Consider the following 15,366-nt stretch of genomic DNA (forward strand, 5'->3'; position numbering starts at 1 on the left):
GAGCAGCGGAGTGGGGGTCGGGTTATCTTTCCCGGTGGGCGGCAGCACATCGACCGTCGATAACGGGCAGGCGGACTGCGACGGCGACGTATACCGGGTGCAGCCGCGCTATCCTGAGCAGGCCGCGGCGCAGAACTATTCCGGCAGGGTGACGGTTTCGTTTAACGTCAAGCTCAATGGCCGCGCGACGGATTACGAAGCCGCAGGGGATAAACCCTTCTTCGAGGAGACAAAACGCGCCGTCTTACGCAGCTGCTGGCCAGCAGGCGTCCATCAGAACCTGGTGGTGAGTTACCAGAACGGCAAGACGGCAACCTGGATCGAAAATTCTCTCTCCGCTAAGCCGTAGAAATAAAAAAGCCGGCCACAAAGGTAGCCGGCTCGACGGTTAAACGCGATTACGGCTTATCAGGCAGCGCATAGGCGATGATGTAATCCCCGCGATCCGGAGACTGACGCGCGCCACCCGCATTGATGATGATGTACTGCTTGCCGGTTTTCGGCGACACGTAGGTCATCGGCCCGGACTGGCTGCCCACCGGCAGGCGGTCTTTCCAGATCTCTTTCCCGTTGGCGGTATCGAACGCGCGCAGGTAGAAATCCTGCGTACCGGCGAAGAACAGCAGGCCAGACTGGGTGGAGAGCGACGCGCCCAGCGTCGGCATGCCAATCGGGATTGGCATGTGCATGCGGATGCCCAGCGGACCGGTATCTTCCACAGTACCTACCGGCACCTGCCACACCAGCTTGCCGGACTTCAGATCCACGGCAGACAGGCTGCCGAACGGCGGTTTCTGGCACGGAATACCCAGCGGCGACAGGAAGCGTTCGCGCATCGCACCGAACGGTGTCCCGTCCATCGGCACAATCCCCATCTCAATCCCGCTGGCATTTTTGGCTACGTTGGCGCGCGGCACCATGTAGTTCGCCAGCCCCAGGCGCATGTCGTTCACGAACATCAGGCTGTTGTTCGGGTCAACCGAGACGCTGCCCCAGTTCATGCCGCCGAGCGAGCCCGGGAACTGCAGGGAGCGATCGAGACCCGGCGGGGTAAAGACGCCCTGGTGGCGCATCTCTTTAAACTGGATGCGGCAGAGCAGCAGGTCAACCGGCGTAGCGCCCCACATATCCGATTCGGTCAGGGTCTGGTTGCCAATCATCGGCATGCCGACGGAGTATGGCTGGGTCGGGGAGTAACGCTCGCCTTCAACATTTCCGGCAGGCACCGGACGCTCTTCCACCTTCGCCACCGGCTGGCCGGTTTCGCGGTTGAGCATAAAGATCATGCCCTGCTTGCTGGTCTGCACCAGCACTGGCGTGGAGCCGCCTTTACCATCCGGCAGATCGTACAGCAGCGGCTGCGACGGCAGGTCGAAGTCCCAGAGATCGTGGTGGGTGGTCTGGAAATGCCAGCGTACCTGACCGGTTGTGGCATCCACTGCCACAATGGAGGAGCTGTATTTATCATCCAGTTCGGTACGCTGACCGGCCCAGAAGTCCGGGGTGGCGTTACCGGTCGGAAGGTAGATCAGGTTCAGCTTCGCGTCATAGGACATGGCTGACCAGACGTTCGGCGTCCCGCGGGTATAGGTCTGGCCTTCCGGTGGCAGGCCGGTGATGTTCGGGTTACCCGGATCCCAGGCCCAGGCCAGCTTGCCGCTGTGCACATCATAGGCACGCACCACGCCCGGCGGCTCATCGGTGGAGAAGTTATCCGCCACGCGGCCACCTACCACCACGACGTTGCCCGCCACCAGCGGGGTGGAGGTTTGCTGATAGTAGCCAGGCTTCACTTCACCCATACCGACGCTGAGATCGACCACGCCATGCTCGCCGAAGTCCTCACACAGCTTGCCGGTATCGGCGTTGATGGCGATAAGACGGGCATCGGTGGTCGGCAGGAACAGACGACGCGGACAGGCGGCAGGCTGGGTTTCAGCCTGTGACGTTGTCACATTTGCACTCTCTTCAAAATAGCCCAGACCACGGCAGCGCTGCCAGTTTGGCGCGGTGGCTTTGGAATCATAGCGCCACTTCTCTTTGCCGGAGTCGACATCCAGCGCCAGCACCTTGCTGTAGGGCGTACAGACGTAGAGCGTATCGCCAATCTGCAGCGGAGTGTTCTGATCTTCCGCCCCGGAGCCGTTGCTCTGGGGAATGTCGCCGGTGTGGGCAACCCAGGCTACTTTCAGATCGCTCACGTTCTGCTTGTTAATCTGATCCAGGGCGGCAAAGCGGTCGCCGTGGGTGGTGTTACCCCAGTGCGCCCAGTTTTTCTGCTGCTGCCCCGCGGCCACCGGTTTTACCGGTACGGGTTCGTTAGCGGCAACCAGGGTCTGCGGTTTAAACATCCAGCCAAGGCTCACCAGCATCAACACCGCCAGCACGGCGGCAACGCCGAACGCCGGGGTTTTATTGACCGGACGATCTGCGCCGCGCAGGAACGGCCAGACAAGGGCGGCCAGGAACGCCAGCACCGCAAAAGTGAACAGGCGTGAGAAGAGCGGCCAGAAATCCCAGCCTGCGTCGCTTACGGCCCAGATCAGCGAGGCGATAAACGCCACCGCGTAAAGGAGAATACCGCTGGTGCGCCCGCGTGCGATCAGGAATGCGGCGATCAGCATCACCACGCCCATGATCAGGAAGTACCAGCTTCCCCCTACGGTGGCGAGCTTAAAGCCCAGTCCACCGACGGCCAGCCCGATGATCGCCATCAGACCAACCAGTAGCCACTGCAGGAACCGGGGGAACCCACGTAGCGAATTACCTATAGCCATTTCTGTCTCCTGAAATAATCGCCTCTTCTCTGGCCAGGGCAGATTCAAACCTGAACCAAATGGGTAACAGAAGAGAAGATCCTTAATGAAAATGTCGGGCATGACGCCATTGTGGCGCCTGAGAGATCACCGCTGTGTTATTAAAATGAACCATTTGGTGAAATCGGCGGGTATGATAAATCTGTTAAATTGTTTAGTGCAATTGTTAATGAATGATTTCGCATTATTTGAGTAATGGAAACAAAAAGCCCGTCATCACGACGGGCTGGAGAGGGGTGAGATTAGACTGGCATCGATTTACGTATCGCGCTCAGCAGCGTCTGGGTGGCGGCGGAGAGCGGGGCGTCCACGCGGGTTAATACCCCAATCGGTTCGCCTGGACCGGGCGTTGTCACCGGCAACGCCACCAGCGTGCCCTGACGCAGATCCTCTTTCACTGCCCCGGACGGGACAAACCAGACATAGTCATAATCGACCGTCAGCTGACGCGACAGCGAGGCCGAGAGGGTTTCAATGCAGCCTGGTGGCAGTTTGCATCCCTGGGTTTGCAGCAAGGTTTCGGCATTCTGGCGCGGCACGGTGCCTTTCGGCGACACCACCACCGGCCACTCCATCACCCGGCTGAGGGTCACGGTATCGTTGAGGATGGGATGGCGCGGACGGACCACCAGCTTCAGGGACTCCAGGAAGAGCAGCTCATAGTTCAGGCCGCTCATCAGCTCCGGGTCCGACATTCTGCCGATCCCCAGATCCAGCTCGCCCGACTTCAGGCCCGCCAGCAGCATGGTGTTATTCATGGTGGCGACCTGCAAGGTGATGTTGCGCTGCTGCTTGTGGAACTGGCCGATGACCGCCGGCAAAATGCCCAGCGCCGCGGTGGGCAGGGCACCAATGCGCACGACATCGGGCACCACATCGTTACGCCGCGTCAGCGACTGGCCCGCGGTATTCAGGGCATCCAGGACTTTGACGGCATGAGTCAGGAACTGCTCGCCCATGAGCGTCAGTTGCGCGCCCAGGCGCCCGCGTTCGAACAGCCGCGTGCCGGTGAGCTGCTCCAGCTCGTTCAGCGTTTTTGAAAGCGCAGGCTGGCTCAGATTAAGGGTTTCAGCCGCGCGCCCAAGCGTACCCTGCTGAGCGACGGCCACAAAAGTATGAAGATGGCGCAGACGAATGCGCTGAGAAAACAAGCCATTTTTTTCCATAAGCGATGTTAAAAACAGAGCCTTCAGCGTGACAAGAAAAGTTATTTAATTTTGATAACTTGATAGCAAAATATCATTAACATTTCATCAGTTTTAGTAAAGCATCGAATAAAATCTGTCGCTTACATGCGCTATCAGGGGAGACCTGGTGAGAAGATGTAGGGGGAGAGAGCCATTTTGCATAACAAAATGGCAACATTAAAGGGGTTACGCTTCCCGCATTGCGAAAGCGTGGCGCTGGCAGATATGACAGCGATCCGCCTCAGGGGAGAAGGTGTAGAAGGTGTGATGGCAGCTACGACAGGTTTTTACCGCAAACGGATAGCGTTGTGGCGTTGCGGCCTGTAGCTGGTGCTCAATGCGGATCGCAGCGGAAAAACAGACCGCGGTACAACTGTTACAGCCCGTACAGCGGGCAGGGTCCCACGCCAGCGCCGTCTCAGTTATTTGAAGCGCATTTTCAGGGCAGGCTCTGGCGCAGGCGCCGCAGGCCATACACAGGGACAACGACAAGGAGAACTGATACTCGCTGAAGGACGATAATAACGCTCTGCGGGCGCGGCGACCGGCGCTGACCCGGCCTGACTGGACGTTCTCCTCGGGGATGTGCAGCCAGTGACGACGTAGCGGGTTAACGGCGCGGGGCGTCGGCGGAAAAATCTGCCACTCCGGCTCCCGGAGCTGCCGCAGGGTGAGGTTTAATTCGGCGACGACCCGGACCCACACCGGATGATCGGCGCTCTCCAGCGCCACGCCCCGGATGGCGTACTGGAAATGCCACATCAATAATTCATCGGCGGTTATGCAGGCTGAAAACGGCGCGACTAAGCGATCGGCCTGATAGTTCCTGAGCGTGGGAGTCAGATTTTCCGGGGCGTCGGTGGGACACGGAAAGAGGCAGTTACCGCAGCGCAGACAGCTTGCGTCATCGATCGTCTGCCCGGCGGCGGAAAGGGTAATAGCCGCCACCGGGCACGCGTCTGCGCAGGCGCGGCAGGGGTGGCGAGGGAAGGTGCGGCGCAAACAAGAAGCCCCCACGCCGGGGGGCGCAGGGGGCTTAGCGTTAAGGCGAAAAATAGCCATCAGTGAATGTTAAAGAAAACAAAGCGGAACGCGATCTCCGCCAGCACCAGCAGCACGCCACCGGCCAGAAGCCCGGTTCTGCGGTTGCGCCAGCCGCTTACGGCAAACAGTACCGCTCCGACGACAGAGGCGACCCAGCAGACCAGGCGCAGCCCTTCAAGCCGGGCAAATGCCTCCAGCGGCTGATGAGGCAGGGTCACCACGCTCTTCAGCGGCGCGTTGGCCAGATAATCCATGTATGCCGGCTGCGCCAGCAGGCGGATCGCGACAATGCCCACCACGCACACCACCGCCAGGCGTAACAGGGTATTGCGCGTCTGCATTACCGGCCCGGTGTTGAGGATCGGCAGCCAGGCCATCCCCACCGCGCCGAGGATGCCCACCGCACCATAGAACATCAGCCAGGTGTTGAAGTGCATCCAGGTGATGATAGAGCTGTTGGCGTAAATGGCGCTCATGCACCAGACGTCAATCAGCCCCAGCAGCGCCGCAACGGGCAACAGGACGCTGACCAGTCGCTTTTTCACCAGCAGGATCAGCGTACACAGCCCCAGCACAGCCAGATAGAAGCTGGCAAAGACGATTTCACGGCTTAACCACGAGCTGGCGACGTGGCGCAGCGCGTTAAAGGCGTTCAGCGGATAGCCCAGGTGCAGGGTGGAGGCGATTAACCCCAGGCCACCCATCACGCAGGCTGTCAGCAACACCGGCAGCAGCTGGCGCGTTGCCTGCGGGAGCGGTTTTGCCGCACCCGCGCTGAGCGTGAGGAACAGCGTGATGCCAACGGAACCCTGTACCAGAAGGGTAAATATCAGTAACGGCAACTCATGCATGCGGTTGCTCCTCTTTCTCAGCGCCCTGGTGTGGCTTGATCACCAGGTTAGGATGCGTGATGGATGAATCCGGCAGTCCCTGCACATCACAGACGCTGCCGTAGCGGGCGCGCAGTTCGTCAATCGGGCCGAACTTGATGGCACCCAGCGGACAGGTAGCGACGCAGATCGGCTGTTCTCCTTTGGCCTGCAGATCGACGCAAAAATCGCATTTGGACATCTGGCCCGTCTCTTCATTCATCTGCGGCGCGCCATAAGGACACGACCAGGCGCAGTAGCCGCAGCCCACACATTTGCGGGTATCAACCCGCACGATGCCGTCGCCGGGCCGCTTGTGCATGGCCGTTGTCGGGCAGTTTTTAGTGCAGATCGGATCTGCGCAGTGGTTGCAGGAGATCGACAGGGTATAGGCGAAGACGTTCTGCGCCATGCCGCCCTGTCCGGTTGGGATAAACCCGCCGCCTTTCACCTCGTAAACGCGGCGGAAGCGACGGCCCACCTCGAGATTATGTTTATCCTTGCAGGCCACCTGGCAGGCTTTACAGCCTGAGCAGCGGGACGAGTCGATAAAGAACCCCAGCTGTTTATCGCTGACGGGTGGAAAATCATTAAACTGCTGCGTCATACTTTGCGACCTCCACAAGCATGGTTTGATGAGCATTACCTTTAGCAAGCGGAGTGATACGCGCCGAGCTAAGAACGTTTGGACAACCGCCGAGATCGACGCCGTTAGCGTCCGGTAGCCACCAGGCGCCAGCCTGCATGGCGACGACCCCAGGCATGATCCGGACGGTCACTTCTGCCGGCACCTGGCAGATGCCGCGCTGGTTATGAATACGGACCGTGTCACCCTGGCGAATGCCGCGTTTTTCCGCATCCAGCGGGTTGATCCACAGCTTCTGAACCTGCACCTCCTGCAGCCACGGGTTGGCGTACTGGGTGGAGTTAGCGCGGTTTTTGCCCTTCCAGGTGATGAGCTGCAGCGGGAACTGTTTCGTCAGCTCATCTTCAGGGCCTTCCTGGGCTGGAACGTAGTGCGACAGGGCAGGGATGTCCGGGTTATGCATGTCATAGAGCCGCTTTGAGAAGATCTCAATTTTGCCCGATGGTGTCGGGAACGGGTTATTCTCCGGGTCGCGGATGTTCGCTTCGAAGGCGATAAGCGGTTTGCTTTTGAACAGATGCTGACGCTGTTGCTGTAACTCGCTAAAGGTAGGCAGATGTTCATCTGGCATGGAGAGGCGCGTCTGCTCCCAGATGTGCTCAATCCACTCTTTCTCGCTGCGGCCTTCGCTGAACTGCGCTTCGATACCCAGCTTCGCCGCCACTTCCCGCTGCCAGTCATAGTCAGAGCGACGTTCGAACTCAGGCTCAACGATCTTTTCGGACAGAATCAGATAGCTGCCGGTACCCCAGCTTTCGCCAATGTTCCAGCGCTCCATAAAGCTGGTTTCCGGCAGCAGGAGATCCGCATAGCGGGCGCTGGGCGTCAGGTAGAGATCGCTTGCGACAATAAACTCAATTTTGGATTCATCTTCCAGGACTTTCACCGCCTGATGAATATCCGGGTTCTGGTTGGCGAGATAGTTGCCCGCCAGCGAGAACAGGAGCCGGATATTGCTCTTCAGCTGCGTTGCCCCCGTCAGGCCATCTTCCGGCGTCACCTTGCTGGCATCATCGGCGGCCTGCACCCAGTTCATGATCGAGATTTTTTCTTTCACCGGGTTGTCCGGCATCTCCGGGCCGGTGGCAAACTTACGGTTGCCGATGCCGCCGTAGCCCGCTGCCCAGCCGCCTTTTACGCCGACGTTACCGGTGATGGTCGCGAGCAGCGTGGAGCCACGGGCGGTGCGCTCGCCGCAGATATGGCGCTGCGGCCCCCATCCCTGGATCAGCGCCGCGGGTTTGGTGGTGGCGTAGTCGCGGGCGAGCTGGCGAATGGTCTGGGCCGGGACGTGGGTGATTTTTTCTGCCCATTCCGGCGTTTTCACCACACCATCTTTTTTGCCCATCAGATAGGCTACCAGCGACTCGTTAGCGGGCACCCCTTCCGGCATGTTCTCCTCATCAAAGCCCAGGGTATAGCGATCGATAAAGGCTTTATCGTGCAGGTTTTCGCTGACGATGACGTACATCATCGCATCCATCAACGCGTTATCGGTTGACGGTAAAAGCGGAACCCACTCATCGGCCAGCGACGACACGGTATCGGAGTAGCGCGGGTCGACGACAATAAAGCGGGTGCCGTTCTGCTTCATCTGCTGAAAATAGTGGTTGGTATGGCCGAAAATGGTTTCCGTCGGGTTATGCCCCCAGAGGATCACCAGGCGGGTATCCTGCAACGTATCAAGAGAATTGCCGGTAGCGACCGTACCGTAGGTATAAGGTGTGGCGGCGGCGGTATTGCCCATACTGACGGAGTGGTAATATTCCAGATGCCCGCCGGTCAGGTTCAATAAACGGCGCATCATTTTATCGCCGGAAAAAGTGCCGCCGCTGACTGCGGTATTATTGTGCACGAAGCGGGATTCAGGACCATATTTCTTCGTAATGCGGGTAATATTATCCGCGATCAGGGTTGTCGCCTCATCCCAGGATATGCGTTCAAATTTACCTTCGCCACGCTTACCTACCCGTTTCATTGGATATTTCAGACGATCGGGATGATAAACAAATTTACGATAGCTACGACCGCGCACACAGGCTCGCATCACCGGCATATCGGGATCGAGTGCGGCATCCGGCCGGGTCGTAATTTGGGTCACTACGCCATCGGCAATATGCGCACGAATATCGCATTTACCGCCGCAGTCAAAGGTACTGCAGGTTTGCACCACCCGTGCGGCAGGCGTCGTACCCACCGCAGGGGCCTCTGCGCCAGGGGTAGAGGCGCTTGCACGCCCGGAGGTCAAAAAAGGCAAGGCGATGGCGGCGGAACCCGCCTTCAGGAAACTTCTGCGCGACACCCCGGACGGGAAGGCATCTTCATTGTTTTCAGGTACAGACATATTATTCCCTCATAAAAAATGTCCTTATTTTCCCTGACGCTTTAAAAGAGGTAGTTGATATTTATCAAAGAGGGTCATTAACCAGATTTAACGGCGGAAAATTCAGACTGTTGCGATAATAATTATCATTTATTCATAATGCGGGAAATGAACGAATAATTTTGCTATGGGGTTAATGACAGCGGGAATTTCAATAAATAATCAGAATAATAAAAGTTAAAATATGTACAGTGCTGCCACTATTAATAATGCAGGATATAAATGTTTGTTAGCGGATATTTTCGTTTCACTTAAGATCGGGGCTTTAATCCTTCTTTAACAGCGAAGCATGAAAAACAGGCAGCCAACCACTCAGATCACAATTCGTAAATTCTTCCAAACAGCAGCAACGGCCTTCTCTACACTCCAGGTAATATTCACTGGAGGCATGACATCATGGCGAACACCATCACGGCTGATGATATTCGGGAAAACTTTTCGCAGGCTATGTCGGCGATGTACCAGCAGGAAGTTCCGCAGTACGGCACTTTGCTGGAGCTGGTAGCGGATGTGAATCTGGCGGTACTGGAAAATAACCCGAAGCTGCACGAACAACTGGCCAACGCGGATGAACTCGCCCGTCTCAACCTCGAACGCCACGGGGCGATCCGTGTTGGTACGGCCCTGGAGCTGGCGACCCTGCGACGTATGTTCGCCATTATGGGGATGTTCCCGGTCAGCTATTACGATCTCTCCCAGGCCGGGGTGCCGGTCCACTCGACCGCCTTTCGCCCGGTAGACGATGCCGCGCTGTGCCGTAACCCGTTTCGTATCTTTACCTCGCTGCTGCGCCTGGAACTGATCGACAACGTGGCCCTGCGCGAAAAAGCGGCAGAGATCCTCGCCCGGCGTAACATCTTTACTCCCCGCTGCCTGGCGCTGATTGACCTGCACGAGGCGGAAGGAGCGTTCACCCCGGCGCAGGCCGACGAGTTTGTTCAGGAGGCGCTGGAAACCTTCCGCTGGCATCGTCACGCCACGGTCGATCATGAGACATACCTGGCGCTGCACAACGAACACCGGCTGATTGCCGACGTGGTCTGCTTCCCGGGCTGCCATATCAACCACCTGACGCCGCGCACGCTGGATATCGACCGGGTGCAGGCGTTAATGCCGGAATATGGCATCGAGCCGAAGATGCTCATCGAGGGGCCGCCGCGCAGGGAGACGCCGCTTCTGCTGCGTCAGACCAGCTTTAAGGCGCTGGAGGAGCCGGTACTGTTTGCCGGAGAAGAGCGCGGAACCCATACCGCGCGTTTTGGCGAAATTGAACAGCGCGGCGTGGCGTTAACCCCGAAAGGGCGCGAGCTCTATGACCGCCTGCTGGCGGAGGCCGGGACCGGCAAGGATAATCTGACCCACCAGCTGCATCTGCAGGAGGTTTTCCAGGCCTTTCCCGACAGCGATATCTTCCTGCGTCGCCAGGGACTGGCGTGGTTCCGCTACCGCCTGACCCCGGCAGGAGAGGCGCACCGCCACGCCTTTGGACCCGGTGACGATCCGCAGCCGCTCATCGAGCGCGGCTGGGTGGTCGCCCAGCCCATCACCTATGAAGATTTCCTGCCGGTGAGTGCCGCCGGGATCTTCCAGTCCAACCTTGGTAACGAAACCCAGGCCCGCACCCGCGGCAATGCCAGCCGTGATGCCTTTGAAGAGGCGCTGGGCTGCCCGGTGCTGGACGAGTTCACCCTCTATCAGGAGGCGGAAGAGCGCAGCAAGCGACGTTGCGGTTTGCTTTAAAAACGGTACTCTGCGGGGATGTGATAGCAACTGAAGGTCGATATGGAAAACGTCTCTTCCCCGATAGTGACCACGTGCCAGGGCGATATCTGCGGCATAACCGATGGCGATGTACAGGTCTGGCGCGCCATTCCCTATGCCGCGCCGCCGGTGGGCACATTACGCTGGCGTTCGCCGCAGCCGGTGGCAAGCTGGCAGGGCGTGCGCCAGGCCACCACCTTTTCGCCCTCAAGCTGGCAAAGCAGCGAGTACTGCCAGCAGTTGGGTGGGGGCGATCCGGGCCGTTTCTCGGAGGATTGCCTCTATCTGAACGTCTGGTCGCCGATGGAACGTGCCGCGCCGCTGCCGGTAATGGTCTGGCTGCACGGCGGCGGCTTTACCATTGGCGCAGGCGGGCTGCCACCCTACGATGGTAAAGCGCTGGCCCAGCGCGGGGTCGTGGTGGTGACGCTCAACTACCGGCTCGGCCACCTGGGCTTTTTTGCCCATCCGGCGCTGGCGGGAGAAGAGGAGCGGGTGGTACACAATTTTGCCCTGCTCGATCAGATAGCGGCCCTGGAGTGGGTGCGCGACAACATTGCTGCCTTTGGCGGTGATCCGGCGAACATCACCCTGTTTGGTGAATCTGCCGGGGCGCGGAGCGTGCTGTCATTGCTCGCCTCGCCGCTGGCAAAGGGGCTGTTTCATAAGGCGATAATCCAGAGCGGCTACACCCTGCCGGACACGCCCCGGGAGCAGGCGCTTAAAAAAGGCGAGGCGTTGGCGGCCCATTTTGGGCTGGAAAACGCCACCGCAGAGCAGTTGCGGGCGATCCCACCTGAGGCTTTCTGGCCGCTGACGGCACCGCACAACATAGCCCCCGCGCCGATCCATGGGGATTGTGTGTTGCCGGAGCCGATGCTGGAGGTCTTTTTTGCCGCCCGCCACCATCCGGTGCCGATCATGGTCGGTTCCAACAGCGATGAAGCGAGCGTGATGGCGGTGTTTGGCATCGATCTCGCCGGACAGATCCAGAAGCTGCGCCGGGAGCGGCGGCTGGGACTGGGGCTGATCAAGCTGCTCTATCCCGGCGTCAAAGACGATACCGAACTGGGGCGTCAGGTATGCCGCGATATGGCCTTCACCACCCTGGGGTTTGTCGTGATGCAGGCCCAGCAGCGGGTAGGGGAGCCGTGCTGGCGCTACTGGTTCGATTATGTAGCCGAAGCCGAACATGCCACTTACATCAACGGGGCCTGGCATGGCAACGAGGTGCCGTATGTGTTTGATACGCTTACCCTCGCCGAGCCTGCCCGACAGTATGTTAATGCCAACGACCTGGCCTTTGCCGCCCAGGTTGCCGACTACTGGGTCAACTTTGCCCGCCATGCCAGCCGGGAGTGCGACACGCTGAATGGCCCGACGCGCTGGCCTGCCTGTCACCGCAGGCGGGACGTTTTGCTACGTATCGGAGTGAATAAACATGCGGGATTTAAGCTTGAAAACCGATTTATGCGCGCCCGCATGGTGCTGTTTAAACGGGTGATGAAGCACCACGTCAGCCTGGATTAAGCAGACACGCGCGAAAGGCGGCCAGCCCCGCCGCTTTGCCGCGCGACTCCCGCAGCACCAGCCGGTAGCTGGCGCCGGTTCTTACGCTGCTGGCATAGGGCCGCACCAGCCGCCCGGCGCGGATATCCTCCGCCACCAGCGTCTCGTCGGCAATGGCGACGCCCAGCCCCTGAATAGCGGCAGTGATCGCCAGATCCATGGTGTCGAAGTGTTGATTTTTGTGCATGGCAGGCGGCTGTACGGCCTGTTTCTCCAGCCACAGCGACCAGTCGGTTTTATCCCGCGTCGGGTGCAGGTAGGTAAGCGACTCCACCGCTGTGCCCTGGCGCAGGGGACTTAATACCGGTGTTAATGCCTCTTCAAACAGCAGATCGCCCGCGCTCAGATGGGTGCCAAAGACAATGGCGGCATCATAGGATTCGGTTTTGAAGTTGACGCTGTGTTCATTGGTGGTGGTCAGGGCAATCTGCAATTCAGGCTGCTCGCGCTCCACCTGCAACAGCCGCGGTACCAGCCAGCGCATGGCGCAGGTGGGCACCTTCAGGCGCACCACGGTTTGTTGCGCCCGGGCCTGGTCCGCCACCGTGAGAAAGTGTTCATACGACGCGCGCAAATCCGGCAGCAGGGCGCTGCCCTGAGAGGAGAGACGCAGCCCGCGGGCGTGGCGCTCAAACAGCGGAAAACCAAACCAGCTTTCCAGCGCGGCGATCTTACGGCTCACCGCCCCCTGGGTCAGGCAGAGCTCTTTTGCCGCATGGGTCAGATTCAGATGTCGGGCGGTAACAATAAACGCCTCAACGGCAGTGAGCGGGAATGCGCGATGCGACACAGAACCTCCAGGTATGATTTTTTATCATGGCTATTATGACAACAATTCGATTGTCGCCACAATAGCGTTCAGGTTGAATAGTTATGCACTATCTACCAGAGGAAATTCCGATGACGCTGCGTACTCCGATACAACCCCGATCCAAACTGCCGGACGTTGGCACCACGATTTTTACCGTTATCGGTCAGCTCTCCGCTGAACACAATGCCATCAACCTTTCTCAGGGGGCGCCGAATTTCGACTGCGATCCCGCGCTGGTGGCAGGTGTCCACCGCGCCATGCAGGCGGGCCACAACCAGTACGCGTCCATGACCGGGCTGGCGTCGCTGAAGGAACGCATCGCCGATAAGATCGCCTCCCTCTACGGTACGCAGTACGATCCTGCCAGCGAAGTGTTAGTTACCGCCAGCGCCAGCGAAGGGCTCTATTCGGCCATCAGCGGGCTGGTGCATGCTGGTGATGAGGTGATCTACTTTGAGCCGTCGTTCGACAGCTACGCGCCGATTGTCCGTCTGCAGGGCGCCACGCCGGTAGCCATCAAGCTGACGGTGCCGGATTTTGCCGTTAACTGGGATGAAGTGCGCGCCGCTATTACCTCGCGCACCCGGATGATTATTGTCAACACGCCGCATAACCCGAGCGGGCAGGTCTTCTCGGCGGAGGATCTGGCGCAGCTTGCGGCGATCACCCGCAACACCGATATCATTATTCTCTCTGACGAAGTGTACGAGCACGTGGTGTTTGACGACGTGCCGCATCACGGCATGGCTACCCATCCGGGGCTGGCGGAGCGCAGCGTGATCGTCTCGTCGTTTGGCAAAACCTACCACGTCACCGGCTGGCGCGTCGGCTACTGTGTCGCCCCGGCGCCGTTGATGGATGAGATCTGCAAAATCCATCAGTTTTTGATGTTCTCTGCCGATACCCCTATGCAGTATGCGTTTGCTGAACATATGGCCGATCCGCAAACCTGGCTGTCGCTGGCTGCGTTCTACCAGCGCAAACGCGATCTGCTGGTCAACCTGCTGGCCGACTCACCGTTCCGCCTGCTGCCGAGCGCAGGCTCCTTCTTCCTGCTGGCGGATTACCGCCACTTCAGCGATGAACGCGACAGCGAGATGGTGAAACGGCTGATTGTTGATTACGGTGTTGCCACGATCCCGCTCTCGGCGTTCTATACCGACGGGACAGATAACAAATTAATCCGTCTCTCTTTTGCCAAAGATGAGGCGACATTACGGGCAGGTGCGCAGGCCCTGTGTCGGGTAAAACCACGCTAAGGAGTTCAGATATGAAAGTAAAAGCCTTCGTTGTCGGCCTGGGGTTGCTGTGTTCGTTTTCCTCACTTGCCGCAACCGAATTACGTTACGGCGTAGAAGCTGAGTATCCGCCTTTTGAGAGCCGTAACGCCTCGGGTGAACTGGAAGGGTTTGATATTGAGCTGGGGAACGCAATTTGCGCGGCGGCGGCCCTGAAGTGCAGCTGGGTTGAAACCTCGTTTGACGCGCTGATCCCGGGGCTGGTGGCGAAGAAATTCGACGCCATCAACTCGGCGATGAACATCACCGACCAGCGTCGCCAGAGCATCGACTTCACCCAGCCGATCTACCGTATTCCATCTCAGCTGGTGGGCAAGACCGGTAGCGCGGTGGACGCCACCCCGGAAGGGCTGAAGGGCAAGACCGTGGGCGTGTTGCAGGGCTCCATTCAGGAAACCTACGCCAAGGAGCACTGGGAAAAACAGGGTGTCACCGTGGTGTCGTATAAAGATCAGAACATGGCCTGGGGCGATCTGCTGAATGGCCGTATTGACGCCTCGCTGGTGATGTCTGCCGCCGGACAGGCGGGCTTCCTGAGCAAGCCACAGGGGAAAGGCTTTGGCTTTATCGGTAAGCCGGTCGCCGATGACACCATCCTGGGCAGCGGGATCGGCTATGGCCTGCGTAAAGGCGATGAGGCCACCAAAAAGCAGCTTGATGCCGCCATTGATAAAGTCCGTGCTGACGGCACTATCGACAAGCTTGCGCAGAAGTACTTCCCGGGCATCGATGTCAGCGTGAAATAATCATCTTACGCTAAGCCTCCGACGATGATGTCCGTCGGGGGCTTTTTTAAACATAACTTTACCTCCGTTTCAGGCAATTCCCCTCGACAGAAAATTCTTTCGCGCTTTGTTCATATTCTCGCCTGCCAACAATTGGATTCTTAACCGTTTTTGTTTAGGCTGTGCCCTTTTAATGATGTTCTTTCTTGCCGTTGTTTCGCCTTAAGCGAAACCCACCACCCCACGACCATAAGGAC

The 15,366-nt window shown here is 58.7% G+C and carries 12 protein-coding genes; 5 read left to right on the plus strand and 7 right to left on the minus strand.

Translation table 11 applies throughout. From position 1 onward, the window contains the following. Positions 1 to 349 (plus strand): energy transducer TonB (locus ACOKCT_RS09635; protein WP_199184428.1); only part of this gene is annotated, 349 nt, incomplete at its 5' end. Between the two features lie 49 nt (positions 350 to 398). On the opposite strand, the gene ACOKCT_RS09640 is transcribed toward ACOKCT_RS09635, so the two are convergent. The 6 genes from ACOKCT_RS09640 to ACOKCT_RS09665 form a co-directional block, all read right to left on the minus strand. Further along, on the minus strand, positions 399 to 2,777 hold the full coding sequence (locus ACOKCT_RS09640; protein WP_420193408.1) for a glucose/quinate/shikimate family membrane-bound PQQ-dependent dehydrogenase: 2,379 nt from the start codon (positions 2,775 to 2,777) through the stop codon (positions 399 to 401). Between the two features lie 281 nt (positions 2,778 to 3,058). After that, positions 3,059 to 3,982, minus strand: a complete 924-nt coding sequence (locus ACOKCT_RS09645; RefSeq protein ID WP_103179742.1) for a LysR substrate-binding domain-containing protein — start codon at positions 3,980 to 3,982, stop codon at positions 3,059 to 3,061. Between the two features lie 207 nt (positions 3,983 to 4,189). After that, positions 4,190 to 5,065 carry a 4Fe-4S binding protein gene (locus tag ACOKCT_RS09650; protein ID WP_328797669.1) on the minus strand — a complete coding sequence of 292 codons (876 nt, stop codon included), beginning with the start codon at positions 5,063 to 5,065 and terminating at the stop codon, positions 4,190 to 4,192. Next, complete coding sequence (locus ACOKCT_RS09655; protein WP_103179740.1) at positions 5,065 to 5,898, minus strand: dimethyl sulfoxide reductase anchor subunit family protein; 834 nt, start codon at positions 5,896 to 5,898, stop codon at positions 5,065 to 5,067. Before ACOKCT_RS09655 ends, ACOKCT_RS09650 begins: the two co-directional genes overlap by 1 nt. Then, positions 5,891 to 6,523, minus strand: a complete 633-nt coding sequence (locus ACOKCT_RS09660) for a DMSO/selenate family reductase complex B subunit (protein ID WP_103179739.1) — start codon at positions 6,521 to 6,523, stop codon at positions 5,891 to 5,893. Before ACOKCT_RS09660 ends, ACOKCT_RS09655 begins: the two co-directional genes overlap by 8 nt. Next, positions 6,507 to 8,906 carry a DMSO/selenate family reductase complex A subunit gene (locus ACOKCT_RS09665; protein ID WP_159339370.1) on the minus strand — a complete coding sequence of 800 codons (2,400 nt, stop codon included), beginning with the start codon at positions 8,904 to 8,906 and terminating at the stop codon, positions 6,507 to 6,509. The genes ACOKCT_RS09660 and ACOKCT_RS09665 overlap by 17 nt, the downstream gene beginning before the upstream one ends. A gap of 435 nt (positions 8,907 to 9,341) precedes the next feature. Here ACOKCT_RS09665 and ACOKCT_RS09670 point away from each other — a divergent pair, with 435 nt between their 5' ends. Beyond that, on the plus strand, positions 9,342 to 10,685 hold the full coding sequence (locus ACOKCT_RS09670) for a VOC family protein (protein WP_159339369.1): 1,344 nt from the start codon (positions 9,342 to 9,344) through the stop codon (positions 10,683 to 10,685). Between the two features lie 42 nt (positions 10,686 to 10,727). Beyond that, positions 10,728 to 12,236, plus strand: a complete 1,509-nt coding sequence (locus tag ACOKCT_RS09675; protein ID WP_103179736.1) for a carboxylesterase/lipase family protein — start codon at positions 10,728 to 10,730, stop codon at positions 12,234 to 12,236. Here the strand turns inward: ACOKCT_RS09675 and ACOKCT_RS09680 are convergent. After that, positions 12,223 to 13,065 (minus strand): LysR family transcriptional regulator, encoded by an 843-nt coding sequence (locus tag ACOKCT_RS09680; protein ID WP_156654574.1) that lies wholly within the window; start codon positions 13,063 to 13,065, stop codon positions 12,223 to 12,225. The genes ACOKCT_RS09675 and ACOKCT_RS09680 overlap by 14 nt on opposite strands. 110 nt (positions 13,066 to 13,175) lie before the next feature. Here ACOKCT_RS09680 and ACOKCT_RS09685 point away from each other — a divergent pair, with 110 nt between their 5' ends. After that, positions 13,176 to 14,345, plus strand: coding sequence for a pyridoxal phosphate-dependent aminotransferase (locus ACOKCT_RS09685; RefSeq protein WP_156654573.1), 1,170 nt, complete (start codon positions 13,176 to 13,178; stop codon positions 14,343 to 14,345). An 11-nt stretch (positions 14,346 to 14,356) separates the two neighbouring features. Beyond that, positions 14,357 to 15,130 carry an ABC transporter substrate-binding protein gene (locus ACOKCT_RS09690; RefSeq protein ID WP_103179733.1) on the plus strand — a complete coding sequence of 258 codons (774 nt, stop codon included), beginning with the start codon at positions 14,357 to 14,359 and terminating at the stop codon, positions 15,128 to 15,130. Positions 15,131 to 15,366: the final 236 nt, after the last annotated feature.

Origin of the sequence: Leclercia sp. M-A074-M, from assembly GCF_965195605.1 — a bacterium.
Lineage (GTDB): Bacteria > Pseudomonadota > Gammaproteobacteria > Enterobacterales > Enterobacteriaceae > Enterobacter.

Coding starts and splice junctions, on each gene's coding strand:
- ACOKCT_RS09640 (WP_420193408.1), bottom strand. CDS start 2,777: ATGGCTATAGGTAATTCGCTACGTGGGTTCCCCCGGTTCCTGCAGTGG.
- ACOKCT_RS09645 (WP_103179742.1), bottom strand. CDS start 3,982: ATGGAAAAAAATGGCTTGTTTTCTCAGCGCATTCGTCTGCGCCATCTT.
- ACOKCT_RS09650 (WP_328797669.1), bottom strand. CDS start 5,065: ATGGCTATTTTTCGCCTTAACGCTAAGCCCCCTGCGCCCCCCGGCGTG.
- ACOKCT_RS09655 (WP_103179740.1), bottom strand. CDS start 5,898: ATGCATGAGTTGCCGTTACTGATATTTACCCTTCTGGTACAGGGTTCC.
- ACOKCT_RS09660 (WP_103179739.1), bottom strand. CDS start 6,523: ATGACGCAGCAGTTTAATGATTTTCCACCCGTCAGCGATAAACAGCTG.
- ACOKCT_RS09665 (WP_159339370.1), bottom strand. CDS start 8,906: ATGTCTGTACCTGAAAACAATGAAGATGCCTTCCCGTCCGGGGTGTCG.
- ACOKCT_RS09670 (WP_159339369.1), top strand. CDS start 9,342: ATGGCGAACACCATCACGGCTGATGATATTCGGGAAAACTTTTCGCAG.
- ACOKCT_RS09675 (WP_103179736.1), top strand. CDS start 10,728: ATGGAAAACGTCTCTTCCCCGATAGTGACCACGTGCCAGGGCGATATC.
- ACOKCT_RS09685 (WP_156654573.1), top strand. CDS start 13,176: ATGACGCTGCGTACTCCGATACAACCCCGATCCAAACTGCCGGACGTT.
- ACOKCT_RS09690 (WP_103179733.1), top strand. CDS start 14,357: ATGAAAGTAAAAGCCTTCGTTGTCGGCCTGGGGTTGCTGTGTTCGTTT.